The organism is Nocardioides sp. (genome assembly GCA_037045645.1).
Lineage (GTDB): Bacteria > Actinomycetota > Actinomycetes > Propionibacteriales > Nocardioidaceae > Nocardioides.
Map to the genome: position 1 here is coordinate 313,287 of JBAOIH010000001.1, position 23,444 is coordinate 336,730.

General features: G+C 67.8%; 22 protein-coding genes. 17 read left to right on the forward strand and 5 right to left on the reverse strand.

What is annotated here, in order from left to right; translation table 11 throughout:
• The first annotated feature begins 4 nt into the window (after positions 1-4).
• Positions 5-271 (forward strand): DUF4229 domain-containing protein, encoded by a 267-nt coding sequence (locus V9G04_01550; GenBank protein ID MEI2711997.1) that lies wholly within the window; start codon positions 5-7, stop codon positions 269-271.
• On the opposite strand, the gene V9G04_01555 is transcribed toward V9G04_01550, so the two are convergent.
• The 4 genes from V9G04_01555 to V9G04_01570 form a co-directional block, all read right to left on the reverse strand.
• Complete coding sequence (locus V9G04_01555) at positions 268-1,629, reverse strand: TrpB-like pyridoxal phosphate-dependent enzyme (protein MEI2711998.1); 1,362 nt, start codon at positions 1,627-1,629, stop codon at positions 268-270. The two genes, V9G04_01550 and V9G04_01555, sit on opposite strands and share 4 nt — an antisense overlap.
• 66 nt (positions 1,630-1,695) lie before the next feature.
• On the reverse strand, positions 1,696-1,830 hold the full coding sequence (locus V9G04_01560; protein ID MEI2711999.1) for a hypothetical protein: 135 nt from the start codon (positions 1,828-1,830) through the stop codon (positions 1,696-1,698).
• A 20-nt stretch (positions 1,831-1,850) separates the two neighbouring features.
• Positions 1,851-2,723 (reverse strand): 1,4-dihydroxy-2-naphthoate polyprenyltransferase, encoded by an 873-nt coding sequence (locus tag V9G04_01565; protein MEI2712000.1) that lies wholly within the window; start codon positions 2,721-2,723, stop codon positions 1,851-1,853.
• 394 nt (positions 2,724-3,117) lie between these two features.
• Positions 3,118-4,464, reverse strand: a complete 1,347-nt coding sequence (locus V9G04_01570; GenBank protein ID MEI2712001.1) for an MFS transporter — start codon at positions 4,462-4,464, stop codon at positions 3,118-3,120.
• Positions 4,465-4,532: 68 nt separating this feature from the next.
• Here V9G04_01570 and V9G04_01575 point away from each other — a divergent pair, with 68 nt between their 5' ends.
• The 6 genes from V9G04_01575 (at position 4,533) to V9G04_01600 (ending at position 11,706) form a co-directional block, all read left to right on the forward strand.
• Positions 4,533-5,594, forward strand: a complete 1,062-nt coding sequence (locus V9G04_01575) for an AMP-binding protein (GenBank protein MEI2712002.1) — start codon at positions 4,533-4,535, stop codon at positions 5,592-5,594.
• 26 nt (positions 5,595-5,620) lie between these two features.
• Entirely contained in the window at positions 5,621-6,562 is a 942-nt protein-coding gene (locus V9G04_01580; protein ID MEI2712003.1) for an o-succinylbenzoate synthase, read from the forward strand.
• Complete coding sequence (gene menD, locus V9G04_01585; GenBank protein ID MEI2712004.1) at positions 6,562-8,172, forward strand: 2-succinyl-5-enolpyruvyl-6-hydroxy-3-cyclohexene-1-carboxylic-acid synthase; 1,611 nt, start codon at positions 6,562-6,564, stop codon at positions 8,170-8,172. Before V9G04_01580 ends, menD begins: the two co-directional genes overlap by 1 nt.
• Before the next feature lie 63 nt (positions 8,173-8,235).
• Entirely contained in the window at positions 8,236-9,156 is a 921-nt protein-coding gene (locus tag V9G04_01590) for an AraC family transcriptional regulator (protein ID MEI2712005.1), read from the forward strand.
• 12 nt (positions 9,157-9,168) lie between these two features.
• On the forward strand, positions 9,169-11,013 hold the full coding sequence (locus tag V9G04_01595; protein MEI2712006.1) for a cation:proton antiporter: 1,845 nt from the start codon (positions 9,169-9,171) through the stop codon (positions 11,011-11,013).
• A gap of 54 nt (positions 11,014-11,067) precedes the next feature.
• Positions 11,068-11,706, forward strand: a complete 639-nt coding sequence (locus V9G04_01600) for an MBL fold metallo-hydrolase (protein MEI2712007.1) — start codon at positions 11,068-11,070, stop codon at positions 11,704-11,706.
• 52 nt (positions 11,707-11,758) lie between these two features.
• Here the strand turns inward: V9G04_01600 and V9G04_01605 are convergent, their stop codons facing one another.
• Positions 11,759-13,018: an isochorismate synthase gene (locus V9G04_01605; protein ID MEI2712008.1), complete on the reverse strand. Its 1,260-nt coding sequence runs from the start codon at positions 13,016-13,018 to the stop codon at positions 11,759-11,761.
• A gap of 64 nt (positions 13,019-13,082) precedes the next feature.
• Here V9G04_01605 and V9G04_01610 point away from each other — a divergent pair, with 64 nt between their 5' ends.
• From V9G04_01610 to nuoI, 10 genes are all read left to right on the forward strand, one after another.
• The gene (locus V9G04_01610) at positions 13,083-13,772 is read left to right on the forward strand and encodes a demethylmenaquinone methyltransferase (protein MEI2712009.1); all 690 of its coding nucleotides are present in this window, start codon (positions 13,083-13,085) and stop codon (positions 13,770-13,772) included.
• A 184-nt stretch (positions 13,773-13,956) separates the two neighbouring features.
• Complete coding sequence (locus V9G04_01615; protein MEI2712010.1) at positions 13,957-14,316, forward strand: NADH-quinone oxidoreductase subunit A; 360 nt, start codon at positions 13,957-13,959, stop codon at positions 14,314-14,316.
• Positions 14,317-14,387: 71 nt separating this feature from the next.
• Entirely contained in the window at positions 14,388-14,942 is a 555-nt protein-coding gene (locus V9G04_01620) for an NADH-quinone oxidoreductase subunit B family protein (protein ID MEI2712011.1), read from the forward strand.
• A 17-nt stretch (positions 14,943-14,959) separates the two neighbouring features.
• Complete coding sequence (locus V9G04_01625; GenBank protein ID MEI2712012.1) at positions 14,960-15,706, forward strand: NADH-quinone oxidoreductase subunit C; 747 nt, start codon at positions 14,960-14,962, stop codon at positions 15,704-15,706.
• A complete protein-coding gene (locus V9G04_01630; GenBank protein ID MEI2712013.1) occupies positions 15,706-17,046 on the forward strand; it encodes an NADH-quinone oxidoreductase subunit D in 1,341 nt (446 codons plus the stop codon). Before V9G04_01625 ends, V9G04_01630 begins: the two co-directional genes overlap by 1 nt.
• Complete coding sequence (nuoE, locus tag V9G04_01635) at positions 17,046-17,780, forward strand: NADH-quinone oxidoreductase subunit NuoE (GenBank protein MEI2712014.1); 735 nt, start codon at positions 17,046-17,048, stop codon at positions 17,778-17,780. Before V9G04_01630 ends, nuoE begins: the two co-directional genes overlap by 1 nt.
• Positions 17,777-19,093, forward strand: a complete 1,317-nt coding sequence (gene nuoF, locus V9G04_01640) for an NADH-quinone oxidoreductase subunit NuoF (GenBank protein MEI2712015.1) — start codon at positions 17,777-17,779, stop codon at positions 19,091-19,093. Before nuoE ends, nuoF begins: the two co-directional genes overlap by 4 nt.
• Positions 19,090-21,498, forward strand: a complete 2,409-nt coding sequence (locus V9G04_01645) for an NADH-quinone oxidoreductase subunit G (protein ID MEI2712016.1) — start codon at positions 19,090-19,092, stop codon at positions 21,496-21,498. Before nuoF ends, V9G04_01645 begins: the two co-directional genes overlap by 4 nt.
• Positions 21,498-22,871: an NADH-quinone oxidoreductase subunit NuoH gene (nuoH, locus tag V9G04_01650; GenBank protein MEI2712017.1), complete on the forward strand. Its 1,374-nt coding sequence runs from the start codon at positions 21,498-21,500 to the stop codon at positions 22,869-22,871. Before V9G04_01645 ends, nuoH begins: the two co-directional genes overlap by 1 nt.
• Positions 22,871-23,437, forward strand: a complete 567-nt coding sequence (nuoI, locus tag V9G04_01655) for an NADH-quinone oxidoreductase subunit NuoI (protein MEI2712018.1) — start codon at positions 22,871-22,873, stop codon at positions 23,435-23,437. Before nuoH ends, nuoI begins: the two co-directional genes overlap by 1 nt.
• Positions 23,438-23,444 lie beyond the last annotated feature (7 nt).

Here is a 23,444-nt window from a genome sequence, read left to right on the forward strand (position 1 = left end):
CCCGGTGAAGGAGTTCTGGGTTTATACCGGGCTGCGCGCCCTGCTCTTCTTGGCGTCTCTGGGGATCGTCGGTGGCGCGTGGGCGGTGATCTCGGGCAGGGAACAGGTGCCGGCGCTGTGGGTGCTGGTGATCGCGTTCCTGATCTCGGGGATCGCGAGCATGTTCATGCTCAACGCGCAGCGCGAAGCCCTCGCGCGCCGTGTGCAGGCCAGGGCCGCCGCGGCGTCGGCGAACCTGGAGGAGCGCCGCGCCGCGGAGGACGTGGACTAGAGCTGCGGCACTCCCGCCAGTGCGGCGGTGAGGTCCTCGTCGGACAACGGGTCGTCGGCGAGGTTGCCTTCGAGATATTCGGCGTACGCCCCGAGCTCCAGCAGGCCGTGACCGGAGACGCCGATCACGATCACCTTCTCTTCGCCCGATTCCTTGCACGCCAACGCCTCTCGGCGGGCCTGGGCCAGGGCGTGCGACGACTCGGGCGCCGCGACCAGCCCCTCCGTACGCGCGAACTCCAGCGCGGCGTCGAAACACTCACGCTGGTGCAGCGCGCGCCCCTCGATGTAGCCCTGGTCGACGGCGTGCGAGACCAGCGGCGCCATGCCGTGGTAGCGCAGACCGCCCGCGTGGATGGTCGACGGTACGAAGTCGTGGCCGAGGGTGTACATCTTCATCAGGGGCGTGAGTCCGGCGGTGTCGCCGAAGTCGTAGCGGTATTCGCCGCGGGTGATCGTCGGGCACGACGACGGCTCGACGGCCAAGATCGTCGGGTCCTGGTTGCCGTGCAGCTTCTCGCGCAGGAACGGAAAGGCCAGCCCGGCGAAGTTCGAACCACCACCGGCACAGCCGATCACGAGGTCGGCCTTGGTTTCGCCCGCCTTCTCCAGTTGGCGCAGGGCCTCCTCGCCGATGATCGTCTGGTGCAGCAACACGTGGTTGAGCACGGAGCCCAGGCTGTACTTGATCGCGTCGTCCTGCGCCGCGACCTCGACCGCCTCGGAGATCGCGATGCCCAGTGAGCCTGGGTGACCCTCCGGGAAGGCGCGCCCGGACTCGGTGCCTTGGCTCGGTGAGCGGTGCACCTTCCCACCGAAGACCTCGATCAGGGTGCGGCGTTGCGGCTTGGTGTCGTACGACGTGCCGACCTGCCACACGTCACACTCCATGCCGAAGAGGGCGCAGGCGTACGCAAGCGCGGTGCCCCACTGTCCGGCGCCGGTCTCGGTCGTCAGCCGCTTCGTCCCGTGCAGGGAGTTGTAGTAGACCTGCGGAATCGAGGTGTTGGTCTTGTGTGAGCCGGCCGGGGAGACGCCCTCGTACTTGTAGTAGATGCGCGCGGGCGTCTCGAGCTTCTGCTCCAGACGGTGCGCGCGGTAGAGCGGCGACGGGCGGTACTGCTTGTAGACGTCGAGAACCGGCTGCGGGATGTCGACGTACTGCTCCTGCGAGACCTCCTGCAGGATCAACTCCATCGGGAACAGTGCCGACAGGTCGTCCGGCCCGACCGGCTCGTGGGTCCCGGGGTGAAGTGGCGGGGGAGGCGGGATGGGCAGGTCCGCCACGATGTTGTACCAACGCGTCGGCATCTCCGACTCGTCGAGGGTGAACTTGTGCTGATGAGGGAGTGCAGACATGCCCCGAAGTGTGGTGGAGACACCTCACCAAATGCGAGATATCGGGCAAACTCGCGGCAAATGTGGCTACTTCTTGGGGCCGTTGAGTCGGCGCTCGATGCGCCGCTCGGGCTGCCCCAGGATCTTGGCGAGGAGTTGGACGCGGTTGACGTAGGCGAACACGGCCAGGCCGACGATCGCCAGAAGGATCAGGAAGACCATGCGAGCGAGCGTACGTCTGCCTACCTGACGAACAACGCCGCCGCGACCAGCACCGACCAGATCAGCTCTGCCATCCCTGTTGCCCCGAGGGCGGGGATCAGGGCCGGCCCGGTGGCGCCCTTGAGCACGTCTCGGGCCGGGCCGGCAAGACGAAGCAGGAAGCCGAGTCCGAACAGGGCCCACCAGGTGGTGGCTGCGGCCACCGCGACGACTGCGGCGGCTGCGGCGAGGACGAGCAGCGCATAGAGGCCGCGAGTGCGGTCTTCACCCAGGCGTACGGCCAGGGTGCGCTTGCCCGCGAGCGTGTCGGTGGGGATGTCGCGCAGGTTGTTGAGCACCAAGATCGCGCAGGCGAGCGCGCCGATCCCGACTCCGGCATAGAGCGCAGCCCACTCCCAGGTGCGGGTCTGGACGTACGTCGTGCCGATCACCGCGACCAGGCCGAAGAAGACGAAGACCATCACCTCGCCTAGACCGAGATAGCCGTACGGCTTCTTGCCCCCGGTGTAGAACCAGGCCGCGATCACACACACCGCGCCGACCGCGACCAACCACCAGGCCGTCGTCGCGGCGAGCACCAACCCGGCGATCGCGGCTACGCCGAACGAGGCGAACGCGGCGTACTTCACCGCTTTCGGCGTCGCGCGGCCCGAGCCGACCAGGCGCATCGGGCCGAGTCGGTCGTCGTCGGTGCCCCGGATGCCGTCGGAGTAGTCGTTGGCGTAGTTCACGCCGACCTGCAAGGCAAGGCTGACGATCAGTGCGAGCGCGGCCTTCCACCACACGGCGTGCTCGGCGAAGGCGGCCACGCCCGTGCCGGCGAGGACCGGCGCGACCGCAGCGGGCAGCGTACGAGGACGCGCTCCGGCGATCCAGTCAGATGCAGTAGCCACGAGGGGGGATTCTCGCAGGTGAGGAGTCACGAAAATCCGCCGAGGGGTCACGAACGCGGCCGTCTCGAAACCATGGTGATGAGGGGGGTGTGGTTTCGAGACGCTCGCTTCGCTCGCTCCTCAACCACCGGCAGACTCGCGTACCGCCCCGGAGGGTGTGGTTTCGAGACGCTCGCTTCGCTCGCTCCTCAACCACCGGCTGACTCGCGCCCCGCCCCGGAGGGTGTGGTTTCGAGACGCTCGCTTCGCTCGCTCCTCAACCACCGGCAGACTCGCGTACCGCCCCGGAGGGTGTGGTTTCGAGACGCTCGCTTCGCTCGCTCCTCAACCACCGGCAGACTCGCGTACCGCCCGGTGGTTGAGGAGGCCGCGGAGCGGCCGTCTCGAAACCACGTCACCGTACGGGCGAATCTCCACCCGGCTCGGCCGGCTGCTCGACGATCGGCGGCCCCACCGGCGCCACCTCGACGGCCGCGTCGCTGGAAGCATCCGCGAGTACGTCGGGCGGCACGTGGGCCTCCAGGAAGCGCCGGGCCATCCGGGTCGACGGATGCAGACCGGCGGCGGCAACCGTGATCGCTCCCGCGATCAGCAACCACCCGGTCGCGCCCCAGTTCATCGCCAGGAACGTGAACGCCGCCGGCGCCCACACGCGGCCGAGCGTGCTGGTGAGTTCGGCGGCGCCCTGGTATTCGGCCCGGCGACGCGGATCCATCAGGTCGGCCTCGAAGGTCCAACTGGCCGCCGAGAGATATAGCTCGGCACCGGTCAGCGTCACGTGACCGAGGAAGAACAGCACGATCGTCCAGATGCCCACGGAGTGATGAGTGGACAACGTGATGACGCACGAGATGATGAAGAAGACGGTCGAGACCCTGATCGCGCGCAGCGCGGTCGGCAGGTTCTTGACCCCGCGCGCCGCCGCGAGTGGCAAGAAGATGCACATCACCGTGTTGGTGCCGAAGAGCAACGACAGCACCACCCAGGGGGCATCGGTCTTCTCGACCAGCCACAGCGGGATGACCAGGTTGAGGATCACCTGGTTGGTCCACAGCACGCCGCCGAAGAAGGTGGTGGCCAGCCAGCCGACGTTCTTCAATGGGCCCGGCCCGGCGATCTTGACCTTGCGCTCCTCAGGAGTCTTCAGGTCGTGCGGCGCGCTTGGCAGTCGGGTGATGTTGAACGCGTTGATCAAGAAGATGCAGGCGGTGAACCACGGAATCGCCATCAGCAGGGTCAGCGACTCGAAGCCCAGCGCGATACCCGCGACCAGCGAGCCCATCGTGAAGCCCACGTTGAGCGCGGAATACATGTACGCCCGCGACTTCACCCGCTCGCCCGGAGGCAGGACGTCGATCGTGTACGCCCCGTGCGAAGCCCCACCGAGCGAGCCGATCACCTCCATCGCGACGGCCATCGCGACGTACCCCGCGAACGAATCGATGAACGGCCACGCGGTGAACATCAGCCCCTGCCCGCACGAACTGATCGCCCAGCCGCGCTTGGGGCCGATCCGGTCCGCGAGCAGTCCGGCTGGATAGGCAGCGAAGAAGGAGGCGATGCCGGCGATGGTCAGACCGAGGCCGACCTGGGCTGCGGTCAGGCCCACGACCTGGGTGAAGAACACCGCCGATCCGGCCATGAACGTGCCCTCGCCCAGCGCGAACATCAGCGACTGAGTCGCCAACCGCCCCGCCAACGGTGTGGGTGGGGTGAGGTAGTTCTTCAGGGCGGTGAACATGGCCGCAGAAGTCTGTCAGCGGGAACCGACATCTGTCGCATCGTTATTTGCGGTCTAGCGTTCGTCTTGTGACCTTCCTGCGACCCACCGACGACGCGCTGGCGACGACCGCCGCACTGCGACGTTGGCTCGATGCCGCCAGGCCGGATCCACTGCTGATCGAGACCTCCGGCTCGACGGCTGCGCCCAAACGTGTCCTGCTCTCGCGAGACGCCGTGCTCGCCTCGGCCGCCGCCACGACCAACCGCTTAGGAGGCGAAGGGGCGTGGGCGGTGCGGCTGCCGACGTCGTACGTGGCGGGGGTGCAGACCCTCGTACGCTCGCTGGTCGCGGGGGCGGAGCCGATCTCGGACGGATGGCAGGGCGCGCGGTTCACCTCGTTGGTGCCCACGCAGTTGCTGCGCCTGTTGGAGTCGCCCGACGATGTGGCGGCTCTGCGCGATCTCGACGCCGTCCTCCTGGGCGGTGGGCCGATCGACGCGTCGCTGCGCGAGCGCGCGGAGGATGCCGGGATTCGGATCGTGGCGACGTACGGGTCGAGCGAGACCGCCGGCGGCTGCGTCTATGACGGCTATCCCCTCGACGGGGTCGGATTGATCATCGGGGCGGACGGGCGGATTCGGCTCGGGGGTCCCACGCTCTTCGACGGCTATGAAGGCGACCCGGAAATGACCGCATCGTCGCTGGTGGACGGCTGGTTTCTGACCTCGGATCACGGCCGTCTCGACGAGGACGGACGCATCCAGGTGCTCGGTCGGCTCGACGACGTGATCGTGAGCGGGGGCGTCAATATCCCCGCGGGCGTGGTGGCGTCACGCCTGCGAGAGCACCCGTCCGTACGCGCTGCCGAGGTCGTCGGTGCCGACGACCCCGAGTGGGGCCGCATCGTGGTCGCCGTCGTCTCGCTGAGCAGGCACAAAAGCACGCGAGAATCCCGCCCACCGGGCACAAACGCACGCGGAATCGACGCTGACCGGGCACAAATGCCTGCCTTGGACGAGCTTCGCGCCTGGGTGGCTGAGACGCACCCCCGCTCGTGGGCGCCACGCAAACTCCTCGTGCTAGACGAGATCCCGCTGCTGCCCAACGGCAAGCCCGACCGCCGGACGCTGGAGGAGATGGCCCAGTGAGATCGAGCCCCGTGAGATCGAACCCAGTGAGAGTGCTGTCGATCCCGATGCGTACGAAGTTTCGCGGCATCACCGTCCGCGAGGTCGCCCTGCTCGAAGGCGCGTCAGGCTGGGGCGAGTGGTCGCCATTCCTGGAGTACGACGCCCAGGTTGCTGAGCCCTGGCTGCGTTGCGCGGAGGAAGCGTTGGCGGGGGACTGGCCTGCCCCGGTGCGGGACTCGATTCCGGTCAATTGCACGGTCCCGGTGACGTCGCCGGATTGGGCCTTCGAGCACGTACGAAAGTCCGGGTGTGCGACCGCCAAGGTCAAAGTCGCCGAGTCGACGCTGGCCGAAGATGCGTCGCGGTTGGAGGCGGTCCGCGACGCGCTCGGGCCGTCCGGCCGGATCCGGATCGACGTCAACGGACTGTGGGATGTGGCCCAGGCGGTTGCCAACATCAAGGTTCTCGATCGGGCGGCTGGGGGACTGGAGTACGTCGAGCAGCCGTGCGCGGCGGTCGAGGAACTGGCCCTCGTACGCCGCCGGGTCGACGTCCCGATCGCAGCGGACGAGTCCATCAGAAGGGCCGAGGACCCCTATCGCGTCAGAGATCTCGAAGCCGCGGACGTCGCCGTGCTCAAGGTGCAGCCATTGGGTGGTGTACGCAATTGTCTCCGCATCGCCGAGGACATCGGGCTGCCGGTCGTGGTGTCCAGCGCGCTGGAGACCAGCGTCGGGATCGCCGCGGGTGTGGCACTCGCAGCGGCCTTGCCGCAGTTGCCGTACGCCTGCGGGCTCGCGACCGTCTCACTGCTGCGCGATGACGTGGCGCTCGATCCGCTGGTCCCGGTCGACGGAGCGCTGCCAGTGACGAAACCTCGGGTCGACGTCGCAGCGTTCGACCGACTTGCGGCGCCCGCCGATCGCGTCGCCCACTGGGAGGCGCGCCTCGCCGAGGTTCGAGCGTTGCGGCAGGATCGACCTTGATGAACGACTCGACCCGGCTGGCCCGCTCCGTCCTGCGCGACCTTGTCGAGCACGGCGTACACGAGATCGTGCTGTGCCCCGGCTCGCGCAACGCGCCCCTGGCGTTCGCGGCGTACGACCTGGCGGATGGCGGCATCGTCAGGCTGCACACGCGCATCGACGAGCGTACGGCCGGCTTCCTCGCGCTCGGGCTCGGGCGCAACGGCTCGACGGCCGCGGTGATCTGCACCAGTGGAACTGCGGTGGCGAACCTGCACCCGGCCGTGCTGGAGGCCGCGCACGCCGCAGTTCCCTTGTTCGTGGTGACCGCCGACCGACCGCTTCGGTTGCGCGGGACGAGTGCCAACCAGACGACGACCCAGCCCGGGATTTTCGGACCAGACGTCCCCTGTCGAGACCTCACGAGTCAGCACATCTTCCCGGCCGAGTCAGCAGAAAATGACGGCCCAGTCAGCAGAAGTTCCGCGCTTCGTCGCGGGCCGGTGCATCTCAACGTCCAGTTCGACGAGCCGCTGCTGCCGGACGACCGCTGGAGCGACCTTCCCGAGACCACCGCGCGCCAGCGCACCGACTGGCGTCGCTCCGGCGAGACGATCGAGGTGCCGCACGACAGACGTACGGTCGTCATCGCGGGCGACGACGCGGGCCCTCCAGCGCGACAACTGGCCGAGCGCGCCGGGTGGCCACTCTTCGCCGAGCCGAGCAGCGGGAGTCGTACGGGCGCCAACGCGATCCGCACCTATCGGCTGCTCCTCGGCGGGCCACTCCAAGACCAGATCGAACGCGTCATCGTGTTCGGGCATCCGACCCTGAGCCGTCCGATCACGAGACTTCTCAACAGCGGCGTGGAGGTGTGGGCCCGTCGCGAGCCCGGCGTGTCCGCGCAACGCCCGTTCGCCACGGCCCACGAGTTCGACGTCGCACAGGCGGACGAGAACGCTGATCACACCTGGCTGGATCGGTGGCGAGATGCCGACCGCGAGACCGGCCAGAAGCTCGACACCCTGCTCCGAGACCAGCCCGATCTCACCCCACACGAGGCCGCCGGAGCCGTGGCCCGGGCGCTCCCGGAGGGGGGACTTCTGATCGTGGGTGCCTCCAGCCCGATCCGCGACCTCGACCTGATGGTGCCGCGCTATCGGGTCGGCGCGCGTCGCAAGGTGATCGCGAATCGCGGTCTCGCCGGCATCGACGGCACCGTCTCCACGGCGATCGGCGCCGCGCTCGCCCGGGAATCGACTCGCACGCTCGCCCTGATGGGCAACGTCACGTTCCTGCACGACGCGACCGGTCTGGTCCTCGGCCCGGACGAGCCTCGGCCCGACCTGACCCTCGTGGTGATCAACGACGACGGCGGCTCGATCTTCTCGATGCTGGAGCAGGGTGCTCCTGCGTACGCCGATCGCTATGACCGACTCTTCGGACTGCCGCACGGCGTCGACATCGCGAGTCTGTGTGCGGCCACCCGTACACCACACCTCAAAGTCACCAGCCTGCCCGAACTCGACCAGGCGCTGGCGTCCCCCAACGGGGGGATCGAGGTCGTGGAGGTGCGCGTACGCCGCGACAATCGCCGCGAGTTGGACGCCCGCATCCGCGCCCTCGGCTGAGACCAACCCCGACCAGCAACGCAGATCAAGCACGCGAACCCCTGCGCGGGGCATGCTCGAACCATGACATCGACCGACGTGTTCGCCGAGTTCGTCGAACTGCTCACCGCGGCACTCGACGATCCTGACCTGGCGCAGGCGAGTGGCCGGAGCGTGGCCGGACGATTTCACTTCTCCCGCTTCCACTTCGACCGGATGATCACGGCCGTCGCCGGAGAGTCGCCCGCCGCGTTCCGGCGCCGCATCCTGCTGGAGCGCGCCGCCTATCGGATGCTCAGCACGCAGGCGCCCCTGGTCGACATCGCCACCGAGGCGGGGTACGGGTCGCACGCGGCGTTCACGCGCGCGTTCAGGCAGGCGTACGACGTCTCGCCCAGCCAATGGCGCCGCCAGCCCACACACCTCCAGATCGACGCGCCGTCCGGCGTGCACTTCCACCCGCCCGGCGGCCTCCGGCTGCCCGCACGAGACAAGGTGACCGCAATGGAACTGCTGACCAAGATGGTCGAACACCACATCTGGCTCACCGGCGAGATGGTCCGCCTGGCCGAACGCCTCGACGCCGAGCAACTCGACCAGCCGATCGAGCTCGACGTGGATGACGACCGGCAATCCATCCGTACGCTGTTGAGCCGCCTGATCGGCCAGATGGGGATGTGGAACGCGGCGATGGCGACTCGTGACTACGACTGGTCGGTCGAGACGCACGAGTCGCTGACCAGCATGCGCGAGCGGCTTGCCGCCGAGGCGCCGACCTTCCTGGCGCACGTACGCGAGGTCGTCGACACCGACCGGCTCGACGACACGTTCGTCGATGCGCTGTGTGAGCCTGCGGAGGTGTTCACGTACGGCGGGATGATCGCCCACGTCCTCACCTTCGCCGCGCACCGTCGCACCTTGGTCGCGCTGGCGTTCACCAGGCACGGCATCGACGAACTCGGCTGGGGCGATCCGATGCTGTGGGTGGCAGCCCGAGCGGGCTGACACAATCCGCTGGTGGAGATCGCCTTCGCGCTGGTTGCGCTCGCCGTCGTCGTCCTCTTCTTTACCGGCGTCTCTGAGCGGCTCGGCTTCCCGGCGCCGCTGGCCCTCACGGTCGTGGGCATCGTCGGTGCCTATCTGCCCGGCGTACCCGAGATCCATCTTGGCCACGATGTCGTGCTGTTCGGCCTGCTGCCGCCGCTGTTGTACGCCGCGGCGATGCAGACGAGTCTGGTCGACTTCCGGGCCAACGTACGCCCGATCCTGCTGTTGTCGGTCGGCCTCGTGATCGCGACAACACTCGGAGTCGCCGTCGTCGTCCATGCCCTGCTGCCCGGTCTGGGCTGGCCTGCCGCGTTCGCGATCGGTGCGGTCGTAGCGCCCCCGGACGCGGTCGCGGCAACCGCCATCGGGCGTCGGATCGGACTGCCGCGCCAACTGGTCTCGATCCTGGAGGGCGAGTCGCTCTTCAACGACGCGACCGCGCTGGTGGCGTTGCGTACGGCCATCGCGGCGACCGCGGGCGTCACGGCGTTGCACGTGGGAGAGGATTTCCTGATCGCCGCCGGGGGCGGTGCGCTGGTCGGATTCGTCGTGTTCTTGATCGTGGCGTGGATCCGGCGGCACCTCACCGATCCGCTGATGGATGTCGGGTTGTCGTTCGTGGTGCCGTTCGCGGCCTACGTCGCCGCCGAACGCTTCCATGGTTCCGGCGTGATCGCCGTCGTGATCGCCGGTCTGCTGCTCGGCCACAAGGCGCCGATCATCCAGACGGCCCAGTCCCGCATCGCCGAACGGATCAACTGGCGCACGATCGCGTTCCTGCTGGAGAACACCGTCTTCCTGCTCATCGGTCTGCAGGCGAAGTGGATCCTCGAAGATGTTGCCGACAGTGACGTCGCCTGGGGCCGGGTCCTGGCGATCTGTGTGGCCGCGCTGACCGCCGCGATCGTGATCCGTCTGGTCTGGGTGTTCGCGACCCAGATACTGTTGATGCGACGCGGTGGACCCCGCAAGCCTGCGGCGTACTCGTTCATTCTCGGGTGGGCAGGCATGCGGGGCGTGGTGACGTTGGCTGCCGGGTTCGTGATCCCGGAGGACACCGAGCACCGCGAGATCCTGCTGCTGATCGCGTTCACGGTCGTGGCCGGAACCCTGTTCCTGCAAGGCCTGAGCCTGCCGTGGTTCGTACGCCGTCTCGACGTGCCCTCGCCCGACCCGGCCGCGGATGCGCTGGCGCGAGCCAGCCTGTTGCAGCAGGCATCCAAGGCCGGGTTCGACCGGCTCGAGGCGGTCAAGCACGACGATCCGCACGACGTGATCGGCCTGATCAAGCAGCGGGTCGAGCAGCGCAACTTCGCCGCGTGGGAGCAACTGGGCACGAAGCCGGGCGTCGAGACGCCCAGCGACCTTTATGCGCGCGTACGCCTGGAGATGATCGAGGCCGAGCGTGAGCGGGTGCTCGAAGTACGCAGCGAGCGCACCATCCCGTCCGAGGTCGTCAGCCAGGTCCTGACGATGCTCGACGTCGAGGAATCGATGCTCGATCGCGCCACCGAGACGCAGGAGGGCGTACGCACCGCCAACGCCTTCCGTCTCGCCGGCACCGGCTGTCCCGAGATCGACAGCCACCCGGCCGTCACGCCGGTAGAGAATCCGGTCTGTCAGGGCTGCCTCGATGACGGTACGACCTGGGTCGCGCTGCGACAGTGCCTCGACTGCGGCCACATCGGGTGCTGCGACTCCTCGCCGGGTCGGCATGCCACGGGACACTTCCACGACACGGGCCACCCGGTCATGGAGTCGGCCGAACCCGGCGAGACCTGGCGTTGGTGCTATCTGCACCAGATCACCGCCTGACGCGTTGAGTTGGCCCTCCCTGGGCGTTGAGTTGGCCCTCGCTAGTCTCGAACTATGCGCCTGACCAAGTTCGGACATGCCTGCATCCGCATCGAGCACGACGACGCGACTGTCGTAGTCGACCCCGGTGTCTTCACCGAGCCAGACGCACTTGACGGCGCGACCGCCATCTTGATCACCCACGAGCACGCCGACCACTTCTTCCCTGATCTGCTCAAGCGCAGCGATGCGCCGATCTTCACCATCGACGGCGTAACCCAAGCGGCCCGCGACCAGGCTCCCGAGGTCGCCGAGCGGATCACGGTCGTACGCCCCGGTGAGGACTTCGATGCGGGAGTCCCCGTACGAGCGGTCGGCGAACTTCACGCGGTGATCCACCCCGACCTGCCGCGCGTACACAACAGCGGCTATCTGATCTCGGCGGGAGACCAGAAGATCTTCCACCCCGGCGATGCGCTGACCCCGCCCGACGAACGACCGGACATCTTGTGCTGTGTCGTGTCGGCGCCGTGGACGAAGGCCAGCGAGGCGATCGACTTCGCGCGACTGGTCGGTGCTCCTCGCAACGTCGCGATCCACGACCGGGTCTATTCCGACGCAGGCCTCGGCATCATCGACGGCCACCTCGAGCGACTGCTCGGCGAGGATCAGTCGTACGTCCGGCTCGCCGACGGCGCGGACCTGCCTGACTGAGGCCCAACTCAACGCCTAGACAGGCCCAACTCAACGCGTGGCGAGGCCCAACTCAACCGAGCAGCGAGTCTCGCACCGGCACGAACTTCGCCTGCGACTCGGCCAACTCCGCCTCCGGATCCGACGACGCCACGATCCCGCAGCCGGCGAAGAGCCGCACCGTGTCACCAGAAACCTCGGCGGATCGCAACGCGATGCCCCATTCGCCGTCGCCCGCAGCATCGATCCAGCCGACCGGTCCGGCATAACGGCCGCGGTCCATGCCCTCGATCTCGCTGATCAACGCGGTCGCGTCGGGAGTCGGGGTGCCACCCACGGCCGCAGACGGATGCAGTGCCGAGGCCAGTTGCAGCGAGGACACCGTCGCCGCGTCGTGTACGACGCCCGCGACATCGCTGGCCAGGTGCATCACGTTGGGCAGATGCAGTACGAAGGGCGCCTCGGGCACGTTCATCGACGAGCAGTGCGGTTCCAACGCGTCGGCGACCGACCGCACGGCGTACTCGTGCTCCTCCAGGTCCTTCGACGACCGCGCCAACGCAGCCGCCAGACCCAGGTCGTGCGCGTCGTCGCCCGTACGCCGGATCGTGCCGGCCAGCACCCGCGAGGTCACCAGCCCGCGCTCGCGGCGGACCAGCATCTCCGGCGTCGCGCCGAAGAGTCCGTCGACGTGGAAGGTCCAGCACATCGGGTACGACGTCGCGAGCTGTGCGAGCGGCCACCGGACGTCGATCGGGGCCGACGCGGTCGCGATCAGGTCGCGCGCCAGCACCACCTTCTCCAGTGAGCCGGCCTGGATCCGGGCCACGCCTTCCGCGACGGCCGACATCCACTGCTCGCCGTTGAGCGAGCCGTCGGCGAAGGCGACGTCGCGGGGCGCTTCGGGCGTCGAGACCGGGACGGGCTCGTAGGACGCATCCACCGTCGTGACCCAGGCAAGGTCACCTCGTCGGCCGATCACCACGCGAGGCACGACCAGCACCGAGTCGCCGGGGGAGTCCGCGAAGCCGAAGGATCCGAACGCGACCAGTCCACTGCCCGGCTCGCCCACGGTGTCGTCCACGGAGGCCCGCGCGACGGTCTCGGCCCACCACTTGTCGGCGTCGGAGAAGCGGGTGACGCCCCGCGTACGCACCATCGCGGCAACACCCCACCCGACCAGGCCCTCGCCGCGTCGGACCCAACTCACGGGCGCTTCCTGAGGAAGCATCGCGATCAGGTCAGCGGGCACAGCGGCCAGCGCCTGGGTGCGGACGACCAGCGCCGGTCCGGCAGCACCGGTGTCCGGGCCGGTCGCGGCGGTCTCAGTCACAAGGGGTCAGCCTAGCCCCGACCGGGCTTCGCAGCCCCTTCGTCGCCACCCGTAGGCTGCTCCGGTGGCCCGCGCAGATCTCGACAAGCAGCCGACCGATGTACGTCGCATGTTCGACACAGTGGCGCGCCGCTACGACCTCACCAACGACGTCCTCACTGCGGGCATCCAGCGTTCGTGGCGCCGCGCGATGGTCGAGGCGGTGGGCGCCGAGCCCGGCGACAGGGTGCTCGATCTGGCCGCGGGGACGGGGTGCTCGACCGAGCCGTTCAACCAACTCGGCGCCTTCGGTGTCGCGTGCGACTTCTCTCTCGGCATGCTGCAGCAAGGGCACAAGGACCGTCCGCGCGTGAGTTTCGTGGCCGGCGACGGTACCCAGTTGCCCTTCGCCGACGACACCTTCGACGCCGTGACGATCTCCTACGGCCTGCGCAACTTCGTGGACCCGCTGGCGGGACTTCAGGAGATGCGCCGGGTGACCCGGCCTGGCGGACGCCTGGTGGTGTGCGAGTTCAGCCGCCCGACCTGGACGCCCTTCCGCACCGCGTACGTCGAATACCTGATGCGAGCCCTGCCCTCGGTCGCCCGCGCGGTCTCCAGCGCTCCCGATGCGTACGTCTATCTGGCCGAATCGATTCGTGCCTGGCCCGACCAGGAGGGGCTCGCCCACGTGATCAAGGAAGCCGGCTGGCAGCAGCCGCAGTGGCGCAATCTGACCGGCGGGATCGTCGCGCTGCACCGCGCCACCGCCTAGCCAATTAGCCAATCTCCGAGTGACCTAAATGCCCAGGTCAGCGACCCGCTGCCCTCAACGTGACGTGCCGCGCGGACAGTCCTAGACTGTCGCGCGCGACTTCGTGAAGGATTTCACAAGGTCACAAGTGAGACCCGCGTCACAACGCTTTCCGGGCGTGGGCACCGAGGAAGAAGGGATGAGAGTGGAGCTCTATACGCCGGTCCTCGCGCTGGCCCTCTTGGCCGCCGGATTCGCAGTCTTCTCGATCATCATGAGCGCGGTCGTCGGACCCAAGCGCTACAACCGAGCGAAACTCGACTCGTACGAATGTGGCATCGAGCCCACCCCGCAACCGCTGGGCGGTGGCCGATTCCCGATCAAGTACTTCATCACCGCGATGCTCTTCATCGTCTTCGACATCGAGATCATCTTCCTCTACCCGTGGGCGGTGCACTTCGACGCGATGCACGTCTTCGGGCTCATCGAGATGGTGCTGTTCATCGCCACGGTCTTCATCGCCTATGCGTACGTGTGGCGGCGCGGCGGCCTCGACTGGGATTGATCACCGACATGTACGCACGCTGCCCGCGTTCTCGCACGACCTGCTGCAACAGCTGAAAGGACCTGTCCTAGATGGGTATCGAAGAAAAGCTCCCGGCCGGCGTCCTGCTCGGCACGGTCGAGGGCGTGGCCGGCTACTTCCGCAAGGCCAGCTTCTGGCCGGCGACGTTCGGTCTGGCCTGTTGTGCCATCGAGATGATGACGACCGGTGCGCCGCGCTATGACCTTTCGCGCTTCGGCATGGAGGTCTTCCGGGCCAGCCCCCGTCAGGCCGACCTGATGATCGTGGCGGGTCGGGTGAGTCAGAAGATGGCCCCCGTGCTGCGCCAGATCTACGACCAGATGGCCGAGCCCAAGTGGGTGCTCGCCATGGGGGTGTGCGCGAGCAGCGGCGGCATGTTCAACAACTACGCGATCGTCCAGGGCGTCGACCACGTCGTGCCCGTCGACCTCTATCTGCCCGGCTGCCCGCCGCGGCCCGAGATGCTGATCGACGCGATCCTCAAGCTCCACGACCAGGTCCAGACCCGCAAGATGGGCGCCAACCGCGCCGACCAGATCGCGGAGGTTGAGGCCGCCGCCCTCAAGGCGCTGCCGACGAGTGAGATGCGGGGTCTGCTCAGGTGAGTGGGGACGAGAAGAAGATGGACGACAAGCTCGAAGTTGCCGCGGACGACACCGCTCGCGAGATCATCGCCGGCGACGCGGAGGTCAACAAGGCCGTCGGCGCTCGTCACGGCATGTTCGGCGTCAAGGGTTCCGGTGACACCAGTGGGTACGGCGGTCTGGTCGCCCCGATCGTCTTCCCTGCTGCGGCGCAGCGGCCGTACGGTCCCGCGAGCGACGCGGGAGAGTCCGGCTGGTACGACGACGTCGCCGACGCTCTGGAAGCTCGCCTCAAGTCGACCGACCTCGACCATGCGCTCGAGAGCGTCGTGGTCGACCGCGGTGAGATCACCTTCCACGTCCGCCGCGAGGATCTCGCCTTCGTGATGCAGATGCTGCGCGACGACGAGTTGCTCCGCTTCGAGTTCTGCGCGGGTGTTAGCGGCGTGCACTACCCCAACGACGCCGGGCGGGAGTTGCACGCGGTCTATCACCTGCTCTCGATGACCCACAACCGTCGCATCCGTGTCGAGACCACGGCCCCGGACGCCGACCCGCACATCCCCAGCGTGGTCAGCATCTACCCGACCAACGACTGGCACGAGCGGGAGACGTACGACATGTTCGGCATCATCTTCGACGGCCACCCGGCGCTGACCCGGATCCTGATGCCCGACGACTGGCCGGGTCACCCGCAGCGCAAGGACTATCCCCTCGGCGGCATCCCCGTCGAATACAAGGGCGGCACCGTGCCGCCGCCGGACCAGCGGAGGTCCTACAACTAATGAGCACCGAGCAGGATTACTACGCTCCCAGCAGCGAGACCAGCGACGGCAAGGTCTTCACCGTCTCCGGTCAGGACTGGGACACGATCACCGAGGGCCTGGACCCCCACGAGGCCGAGCGCGTCGTGGTCAACATGGGCCCCCAGCACCCCTCGACCCACGGCGTGCTCCGGCTGATCCTCGAACTCGAGGGCGAGACCGTGACCGAGGCCCGTTGCGGCATCGGGTACCTGCACACCGGCATCGAGAAGAACATGGAGTACCGCTCCTGGGTCCAGGGCGTCACGTTCTGCACCCGGATGGACTACCTCTCGCCGTTCTACAACGAGATGACGTACGTGCTGGGCGTCGAGCGGCTGCTCGGCATCGAGGCCGACGTGCCTGAGAAGGCCCAGGTCATGCGGGTCCTCCTGATGGAGCTCAACCGCATCTCCTCGCACCTGGTCGCCATCGCGACCGGCGGTATGGAGATCGGCGCGCTGACGGTCATGACGATCGGTTTCCGTGAGCGCGAGGAGATCCTGCACCTGTTCGAACTCATCACCGGTCTGCGGATGAACCACGCGTTCATCCGTCCCGGCGGTGTCGCCCAGGACCTGCCGCCGGGGGCACTCGACGAGATCCGCCGCGTCGTGAAGGTGATGAAGCAGCGCCTTCCCGAGTACGCCGACCTGTGCAACGCCAACCCGATCTTCAAGGGCCGCCTCGAAGGCGTGGGCTACCTCGACCTCTCTGGCTGTCTGGCGCTGGGTCTCAGTGGTCCGGTGCTGCGCTCGACCGGCTACCCCTGGGACCTGCGCAAGTCCGAGCCGTACAGCGGTTATCAGGACTACGAGTTCGACGTCCAGACCTGGGACACCTGCGACTCCTACGGCCGCTTCCGCATCCGCCTCAACGAGATGTGGGAGTCGCTGCGGATCATCGAGCAGGCCGCCGACCGCCTCGCCGGACTCGAGGGCGCGCCGGTCATGGTCGGCGACAAGAAGATCGCGTGGCCCAGCCAGCTCGCGATCGGTGCCGACGGCATGGGCAACAGCCTCGACCACATTCGCCACATCATGGGCGAGTCGATGGAGGCACTGATCCACCACTTCAAGCTGGTGACCGAGGGCTTCCGGGTGCCGCCCGGCCAGGCGTACGTCCCGGTCGAGTCGCCGCGCGGCGAACTCGGTGCGCACGTGGTCTCCGACGGTGGTACGCGTCCCTTCCGGGCGCACTTCCGCGATCCCAGCTTCACCAACCTGCAAGCGACGAGCGTGATGAGCGAAGGCGGCATGGTCGCCGACGTCATCGTCGCGATCGCCTCGATCGACCCCGTCATGGGAGGCGTTGACCGCTGATGAGCAACCCACAACCCCCGCAGCGCTTCGCCGAGGTGGAAGGCAACCTCAGCGAGGAGACGTACGCCGAACTGCGTGAGATCGCCGCGCGTTATCCGCAGCCGCGCTCGGGCCTGCTGCCGATGCTGCACCTGATCCAGTCCGCCGAGGGCCAGGTCACCGAAGAGGGCATCGAGGCGTGCGCCGAGATCATCGGCATCACGCCCGCGGAGGTCAGCGGTGTCGCGACCTTCTACACGATGTACAAGCGCCGCCCGGTGGGTGACTTCCATGTCGGCGTGTGCACCAACACGTTGTGTGCGGTGATGGGCGGCGACGAGATCTTCGCCAAGCTCAAGGACCACCTCGGTGTCGGCAACGACGAACTCGCGCCCCAGCGTGACGGCGACCAGGCGACGGTGTCGCTGGAGCACGTCGAATGCAACGCGGCCTGCGACTACGCGCCGGTGATGATGGTCAACTGGGAGTTCATGGACAACCAGACACCCGAGTCGGCGACCAAGTTGGTCGACGACCTGCGTGCCGGCGAGGAGGTCCACTCCACTCGCGGCCCGAAGTTGTGCTCGTGGCGTCAGGTCGAGCGCGTGCTCGCCGGGTTCCCCGACGGTCTCGCCGACGAAGGCCCGAGCGCCGGTCCGGCCTCCGTTGCCGGCCTCAAGTTGGCGCGTGAGAACGACTGGACGGCGCCCGAAGGCGCCGCGCCCAAGCAGGTTGAGGGAGGTAGCGAGAAGTGACCGACATCGACACGCTGACTCCCGTCTTGACCGACAACTGGGATCAGGACCGCTCCTGGACGCTCGCGGCGTACGAATCTCGCGGCGGCTACGGCGCGATGAAGAAGGCGCTCACGATGGAGCCCGACACGATCATCTCGGCCGTGAAGGACTCCGGTCTGCGCGGTCGTGGCGGCGCCGGCTTCCCGACCGGCATGAAGTGGGGCTTCATCCCGCAGGACAACCCGAAGCCGAAGTACCTCGTGGTCAACGCGGACGAGTCCGAGCCGGGCACCTGCAAGGACATCCCGCTGATGATGGCCAACCCGCACGTGCTGGTCGAAGGCGTGATCATCTCGTCGTACGCCATCCGCGCCAACAAGGCGTTCATCTACATCCGCGGCGAGGTCGTCCACGTGATCCGTCGCGTGCAGCGCGCGGTGCAGGAGGCGTATCTCGCCGGACACCTCGGCAAGGACATCAACGGCTCGGGCTATGACCTCGACGTGATCGTGCATGCGGGTGCGGGTGCGTACATCTGTGGTGAGGAGACCGCGCTGCTGGAGGGCCTGGAGGGTCGACGCGGTCAACCGCGGCTGCGGCCCCCGTTCCCCGCGGTCGCCGGTCTCTACGCCAGCCCGACCGTGATCAACAACGTCGAGTCGATCGCGTCGGTGCCCAGCATCATCGAGCACGGCGCCGACTGGTTCGCCTCGATGGGCACCGAGAAATCCAAGGGGTACGGCATCTTCAGCCTCTCGGGCCACGTCAACACTCCCGGGCAGTACGAAGCCCCGCTCGGCATCACGTTGCGCGAGCTGATCGACCTGGCCGGTGGCATGCGCCACGGGCACGAGTTGAAGTTCTGGACCCCTGGTGGTTCCAGCACCCCGCTGCTGACCGCCGACCACCTCGACGTACCCCTGGACTTCGAGGGCGTCGCCGCAGCCGGCTCGATGCTGGGCACGCGGGCGTTGCAGATCTTCGACGAGACCGTGTGTGTCGTACGCGCGACGTTGCGCTGGATCGAGTTCTACAAGCACGAGTCCTGCGGCAAGTGCACCCCGTGCCGTGAAGGCACCTGGTGGCTGGTGCAGGTGCTGGCGAAGCTGGAGAAGGGCGAGGGCCGGCCCGAAGACCTCGACAAGCTTCTCGACCAGTGCGACAACATCCTGGGTCGCTCGTTCTGCGCACTCGCGGACGGAGCGACCAGCCCGGTGATGAGTTCGATCCAATACTTCCGCGACGAGTTCATCCGCCACCTCGACGAGGGCGGCTGCCCGTTCGACCCGGCAGCCTCCACCCTCTTCGCACCCGCTGGAGCGAATGCATGAGCAGCAACACCCCTGACAAGCAGGTCAACCTGACCATCGACGGCGTCTCCGTCACCGTCGACCCCGGCACCTTGGTGATCCGGGCGGCCGAGCAGGTCGGCATCCAGATCCCGCGTTTTTGCGACCACCCGCTGCTCGCGCCGATGGGCGCTTGTCGTCAGTGTCTGGTCGAGGTCGCGCTGCCCGGTCCCGACGGGTCGCTGCGCCAGATGCAGGGCCCCCCGGGTCGAATGAAGCCGCAGACCTCCTGCACGCTGCCGGTGTCGGAGGGCATGGAGGTCAAGACCCAGTTCACCTCCGAGGGCGCCAAGAAGTCCCAGGAAGGGGTGATGGAGCAACTGCTCATCAACCACCCCCTCGACTGCCCCGTGTGCGACAAGGGCGGCGAGTGCCCGCTGCAGAACCAGGCGATGACCAACGGTTATGGCGAGTCGCGCTTCTCTGCTGGTGGCGGCATCAAGCGGACGTTCCCCAAGCCGATCAACATCAGTGCGCAGGTGCTGCTCGACCGCGAGCGCTGCGTGCTGTGCGCGCGCTGCACCCGCTTCTCCAACGAGATCGCCGGTGACCCGTTCATCGCGCTCGTCGAGCGCGGTGCCCTCCAGCAGGTCGGCATCTACGAGAACCAGCCCTTCGAGAGCTATTTCTCGGGCAACACCATCCAGATCTGTCCGGTCGGTGCGCTCACCAGCGCCGACTACCGCTTCCGCTCGCGTCCCTTCGACCTCGTCAGCACCCCAGGTGTGGCCGAGCACGACGCGTGTGGGGCCGCGATCCGCATCGACCACCGCCGCGGCAAGGTGATGCGTCGTCTCTCGGGCAACGACCCTGAGGTCAACGAGGAGTGGATCAGCGACAAGGACCGCTTCGCCTTCACGTACGCCCGTGGTGACGACCGGCTGACCTACCCGCAGGTGCGCGACGAGGACGGCGAGCTGCGGCCCGCATCCTGGCCCGAAGCCTTCGCTGTCGCGGCACGTGGGCTGGCTGCGGCCGGTGCCACCGGCGTGCTCACCGGTGGCCGGTTGACGGCCGAGGATGCGTACGCGTACGCCAAGTTCGCCCGCGTCGTGCTCGACACCAACGACGTCGACTTCCGTTCCCGGCCGCTTTCGGCCGAGGAGACCGACTTCCTGGGGGCGCACGTCGTGCTCAACCGGCCGGTCGAGTACGCCGATCTCGACTCCGCCAGCGTCGTCGTCCTCGCCGGTCTGGAGCCCGAGGACGAGGCGGGCACGCTCTTCCTGCGTCTGCGCAAGGCAGCGACCAAGGGCAAGACCCGCGTCGTCACCGTCGCGCCGTACGCCTCGCGTGGCACGACCAAGATGAACGCCACGCTGATCGCGACCGCGCCGGGCGCCGAAGCGGGTGCCCTGACCGAGTTGGCCAACAACGGCGAGGTCGCCCTCGACGCCGGGGGCGTGATCCTGGTCGGTGAGCGCCTGGCGCAATCGCCGGGTGCGCTGAGCGCTGCGGCCGATCTGGCCAAGACCACCGGCGCTCGCCTGGCCTGGGTGCCTCGTCGCGCCGGGGATCGTGGTGCGATCGAAGCGGGCTGTCTGCCGACCCTGCTGCCGGGTGGTCGCCCCGTCGCCGACGCGGCCGCACGGGTGGACCTGGCCGCTGCCTGGGGTGTCGAGCACCTGCCCGAAACCACCGGTCGCGATGCCGATCAGATCGTGGCTGCCCTCAATGCCGGCGACCTGGGTGGACTCGTGATCGCAGGCGTCGACCCGGGCGACACCACCGACCCGGTCGCTACGCAAGCCGCGATCGAAGCCGCATCCTTCGTGGTGGCTCTGGAGTTGCGTGAGTCGCCGGTGACCCGCGCGGCAGACGTCGTCTTCCCGGTGGCTCCGATGACCGACAAGGCCGGGACGTACGTCACCTGGGAGGGTCGCCCGCGGCCCTTCGACGCGACGTTCCACAACCCCGCGAGCCTGCCCGAGTTGCGTGCGCTGGCTGGTGTTGCCGAGGAGATGGGCCGCCCGCTCGGCTTCCGTACGGTCGGCGAGGTGCGCGCGGAGATGGAGCAGCTCGGTCCCTGGGACGGCGCTCGTGCCGCGGCCGGCAAGCCGTCCGAGGGCGCGCAGGTCGGCGACGGCGACTACACCCTCGCCTCGTGGAAGCAGATGCTCGACCTGGGCCGGATGCAAGACGGCGAGGAGCACCTGCGCGCCACCGCCCGCACGGCCGTCGCGCGGCTCAACGACGCAGCCGCCCAGCAGTTCGGGGACACGGTCACGATCACCGGCGAGCGCGGCAGCGTCACGCTTCCGGTCGAGGTGACCGCGGATCTGCCCGACGGAGTCGTCTGGGTCCCCGCCAACTCGTTCGGCGGCGGAGTTCTGCGTGACCTGGGTCGCCCCAACTCGCGCGTCAGCCTGTCAGGAGGAGACCGGTGATGATCCACGCACTGCTCGCGGGGCGCGACCTCGACGTCCCTCAACTCAGCGACTTCGGCCAGGACCCCTGGTGGGTGATCCTGCTCAAGGCCCTGTTCATCTTCGTGATCCTGGTCGTGTTGACGCTGTTCAACATCTGGCTGGAGCGCAAGGTCGTCGCCCGGATGCAGCACCGCTCGGGTCCCAACGTGCACGGTCCGATGGACGTCGTACGCGCGATCCGCGGCAAGAAGGCGTCCGAGAGCCCGGGCAAGGGCACCGCAGCCCTGCAGTCGCTGGCCGACGGCGTCAAGCTCGCGCTCAAGGAGGACATCACGCCGGTCGCGGCCGACAAGATCGTCTTCATCCTGGCGCCGGTGATCGCGACCGTGCCGGCCTTCGTCACGTTCTCGGTGATCCCGTTCGGCCCCGAGGTGAACTTCTTCGGGCACCTGACCCCGCTGCAGTTGACCGACATGCCGGTCGCGGTGCTGTTCGTGATGGCCATCGCCTCGATCGGCATCTACGGCATCGTGCTCGGCGGCTGGTCGAGCGGTTCGACCTACTCGTTGCTCGGTGGTCTGCGCTCGAGTGCCCAGATGATCTCGTACGAGGTCGCGATGGGACTCGCGCTCGTCGCGGTCTTCCTCTATGCCGGCTCGATGTCCACCTCGGAGATCGTCGCGGCGCAGGACAAGTTCTGGTTCGGTCTGCTGCTGATCCCGTCGTTCGTGATCTATGTGATCTCGATGGTCGGCGAGACCAACCGTGCGCCCTTCGACCTTCCCGAAGCCGAGGGTGAGCTGGTCGGTGGCTTCCACACCGAGTACTCCAGCCTGAAGTTCGCGCTGTTCTTCCTGGCCGAATACATCAACATGGCCACCGTGTCCGCGATCGCGACCACACTGTTCCTGGGTGGTTGGGCCGCGCCGTGGGGCGTCGAGCACATCTGGGCCGGTGCCAACGAGGGCTATTGGCCGCTGCTGTGGTTCTTCGGCAAGGTCTTCCTCTTCGTCTTCATGTTCATCTGGCTGCGCGGTTCGCTGCCCCGCATGCGTTATGACCAGTTCATGCACTTCGGCTGGAAGCGCCTGATCCCGATCTCCCTGGTCTGGATCGTCGGCGTGGCCACGATGCGCGCCTTCCGCGACGACATCAACCTGGCCGAGCGGCCCACGCAGATCGCTCTCGCGGTCCTGCTGCTGATCATCCTGGGCCTCTTCTTCCTGCCCGAAGGCAAGAAGAAGGAGGAGGTCGAGGACGAGGCCGACCCGACCGACGCGTTCGCCGGTGGCTTCCCGGTGCCGCCGATGCCCGTGGGAGGTGCCGTACGCGGTGCCGCCGCCCCGCTGACCTTTGCCACTCGCACCACTGATGAGGGGGAGGCCGACTGATGGCCAACGACCCGCAGAATCCGAGCCTCAAGGAGCAGCTCTGGGATCCGATCGCCGGTTTCGGCGTGACGTTCCGGACGATGTTCCGCAAGGTCGTCACCGAGCAGTACCCGTTCGTCAAGGAGCCCACCGCTCCGCGCTTCCACGGCCGCCACCAGCTCAACCGCTGGCCCGACGGTCTGGAGAAGTGCATCGGCTGCGAGTTGTGCGCCTGGGCCTGCCCGGCGGACGCGATCTACGTCGAGGGCGGCAACAACACCGAGGACGAGCGGTTCAGTCCTGGTGAGCGGTACGGCCGCGTTTACCAGATCAACTACCTGCGCTGCATCCTGTGCGGTCTGTGCATCGAGGCCTGCCCCACGCGTGCGCTCACGATGACCAACGAGTACGAACTGGCCGACACCACGCGCGAAAGCCTGATCTACGAGAAGAACGACCTGCTCGCGCCGCTGTTGCCCGGCATGGAGCAGCCGCCGCACCCGATGCGTCTTGGTGACGACGAGGGCGACTACTACCGCGGTGACTTCAAGGCCGCAGCGAGCCCCGAAGCAGGTGAGGCGAAGTGACCTTCTG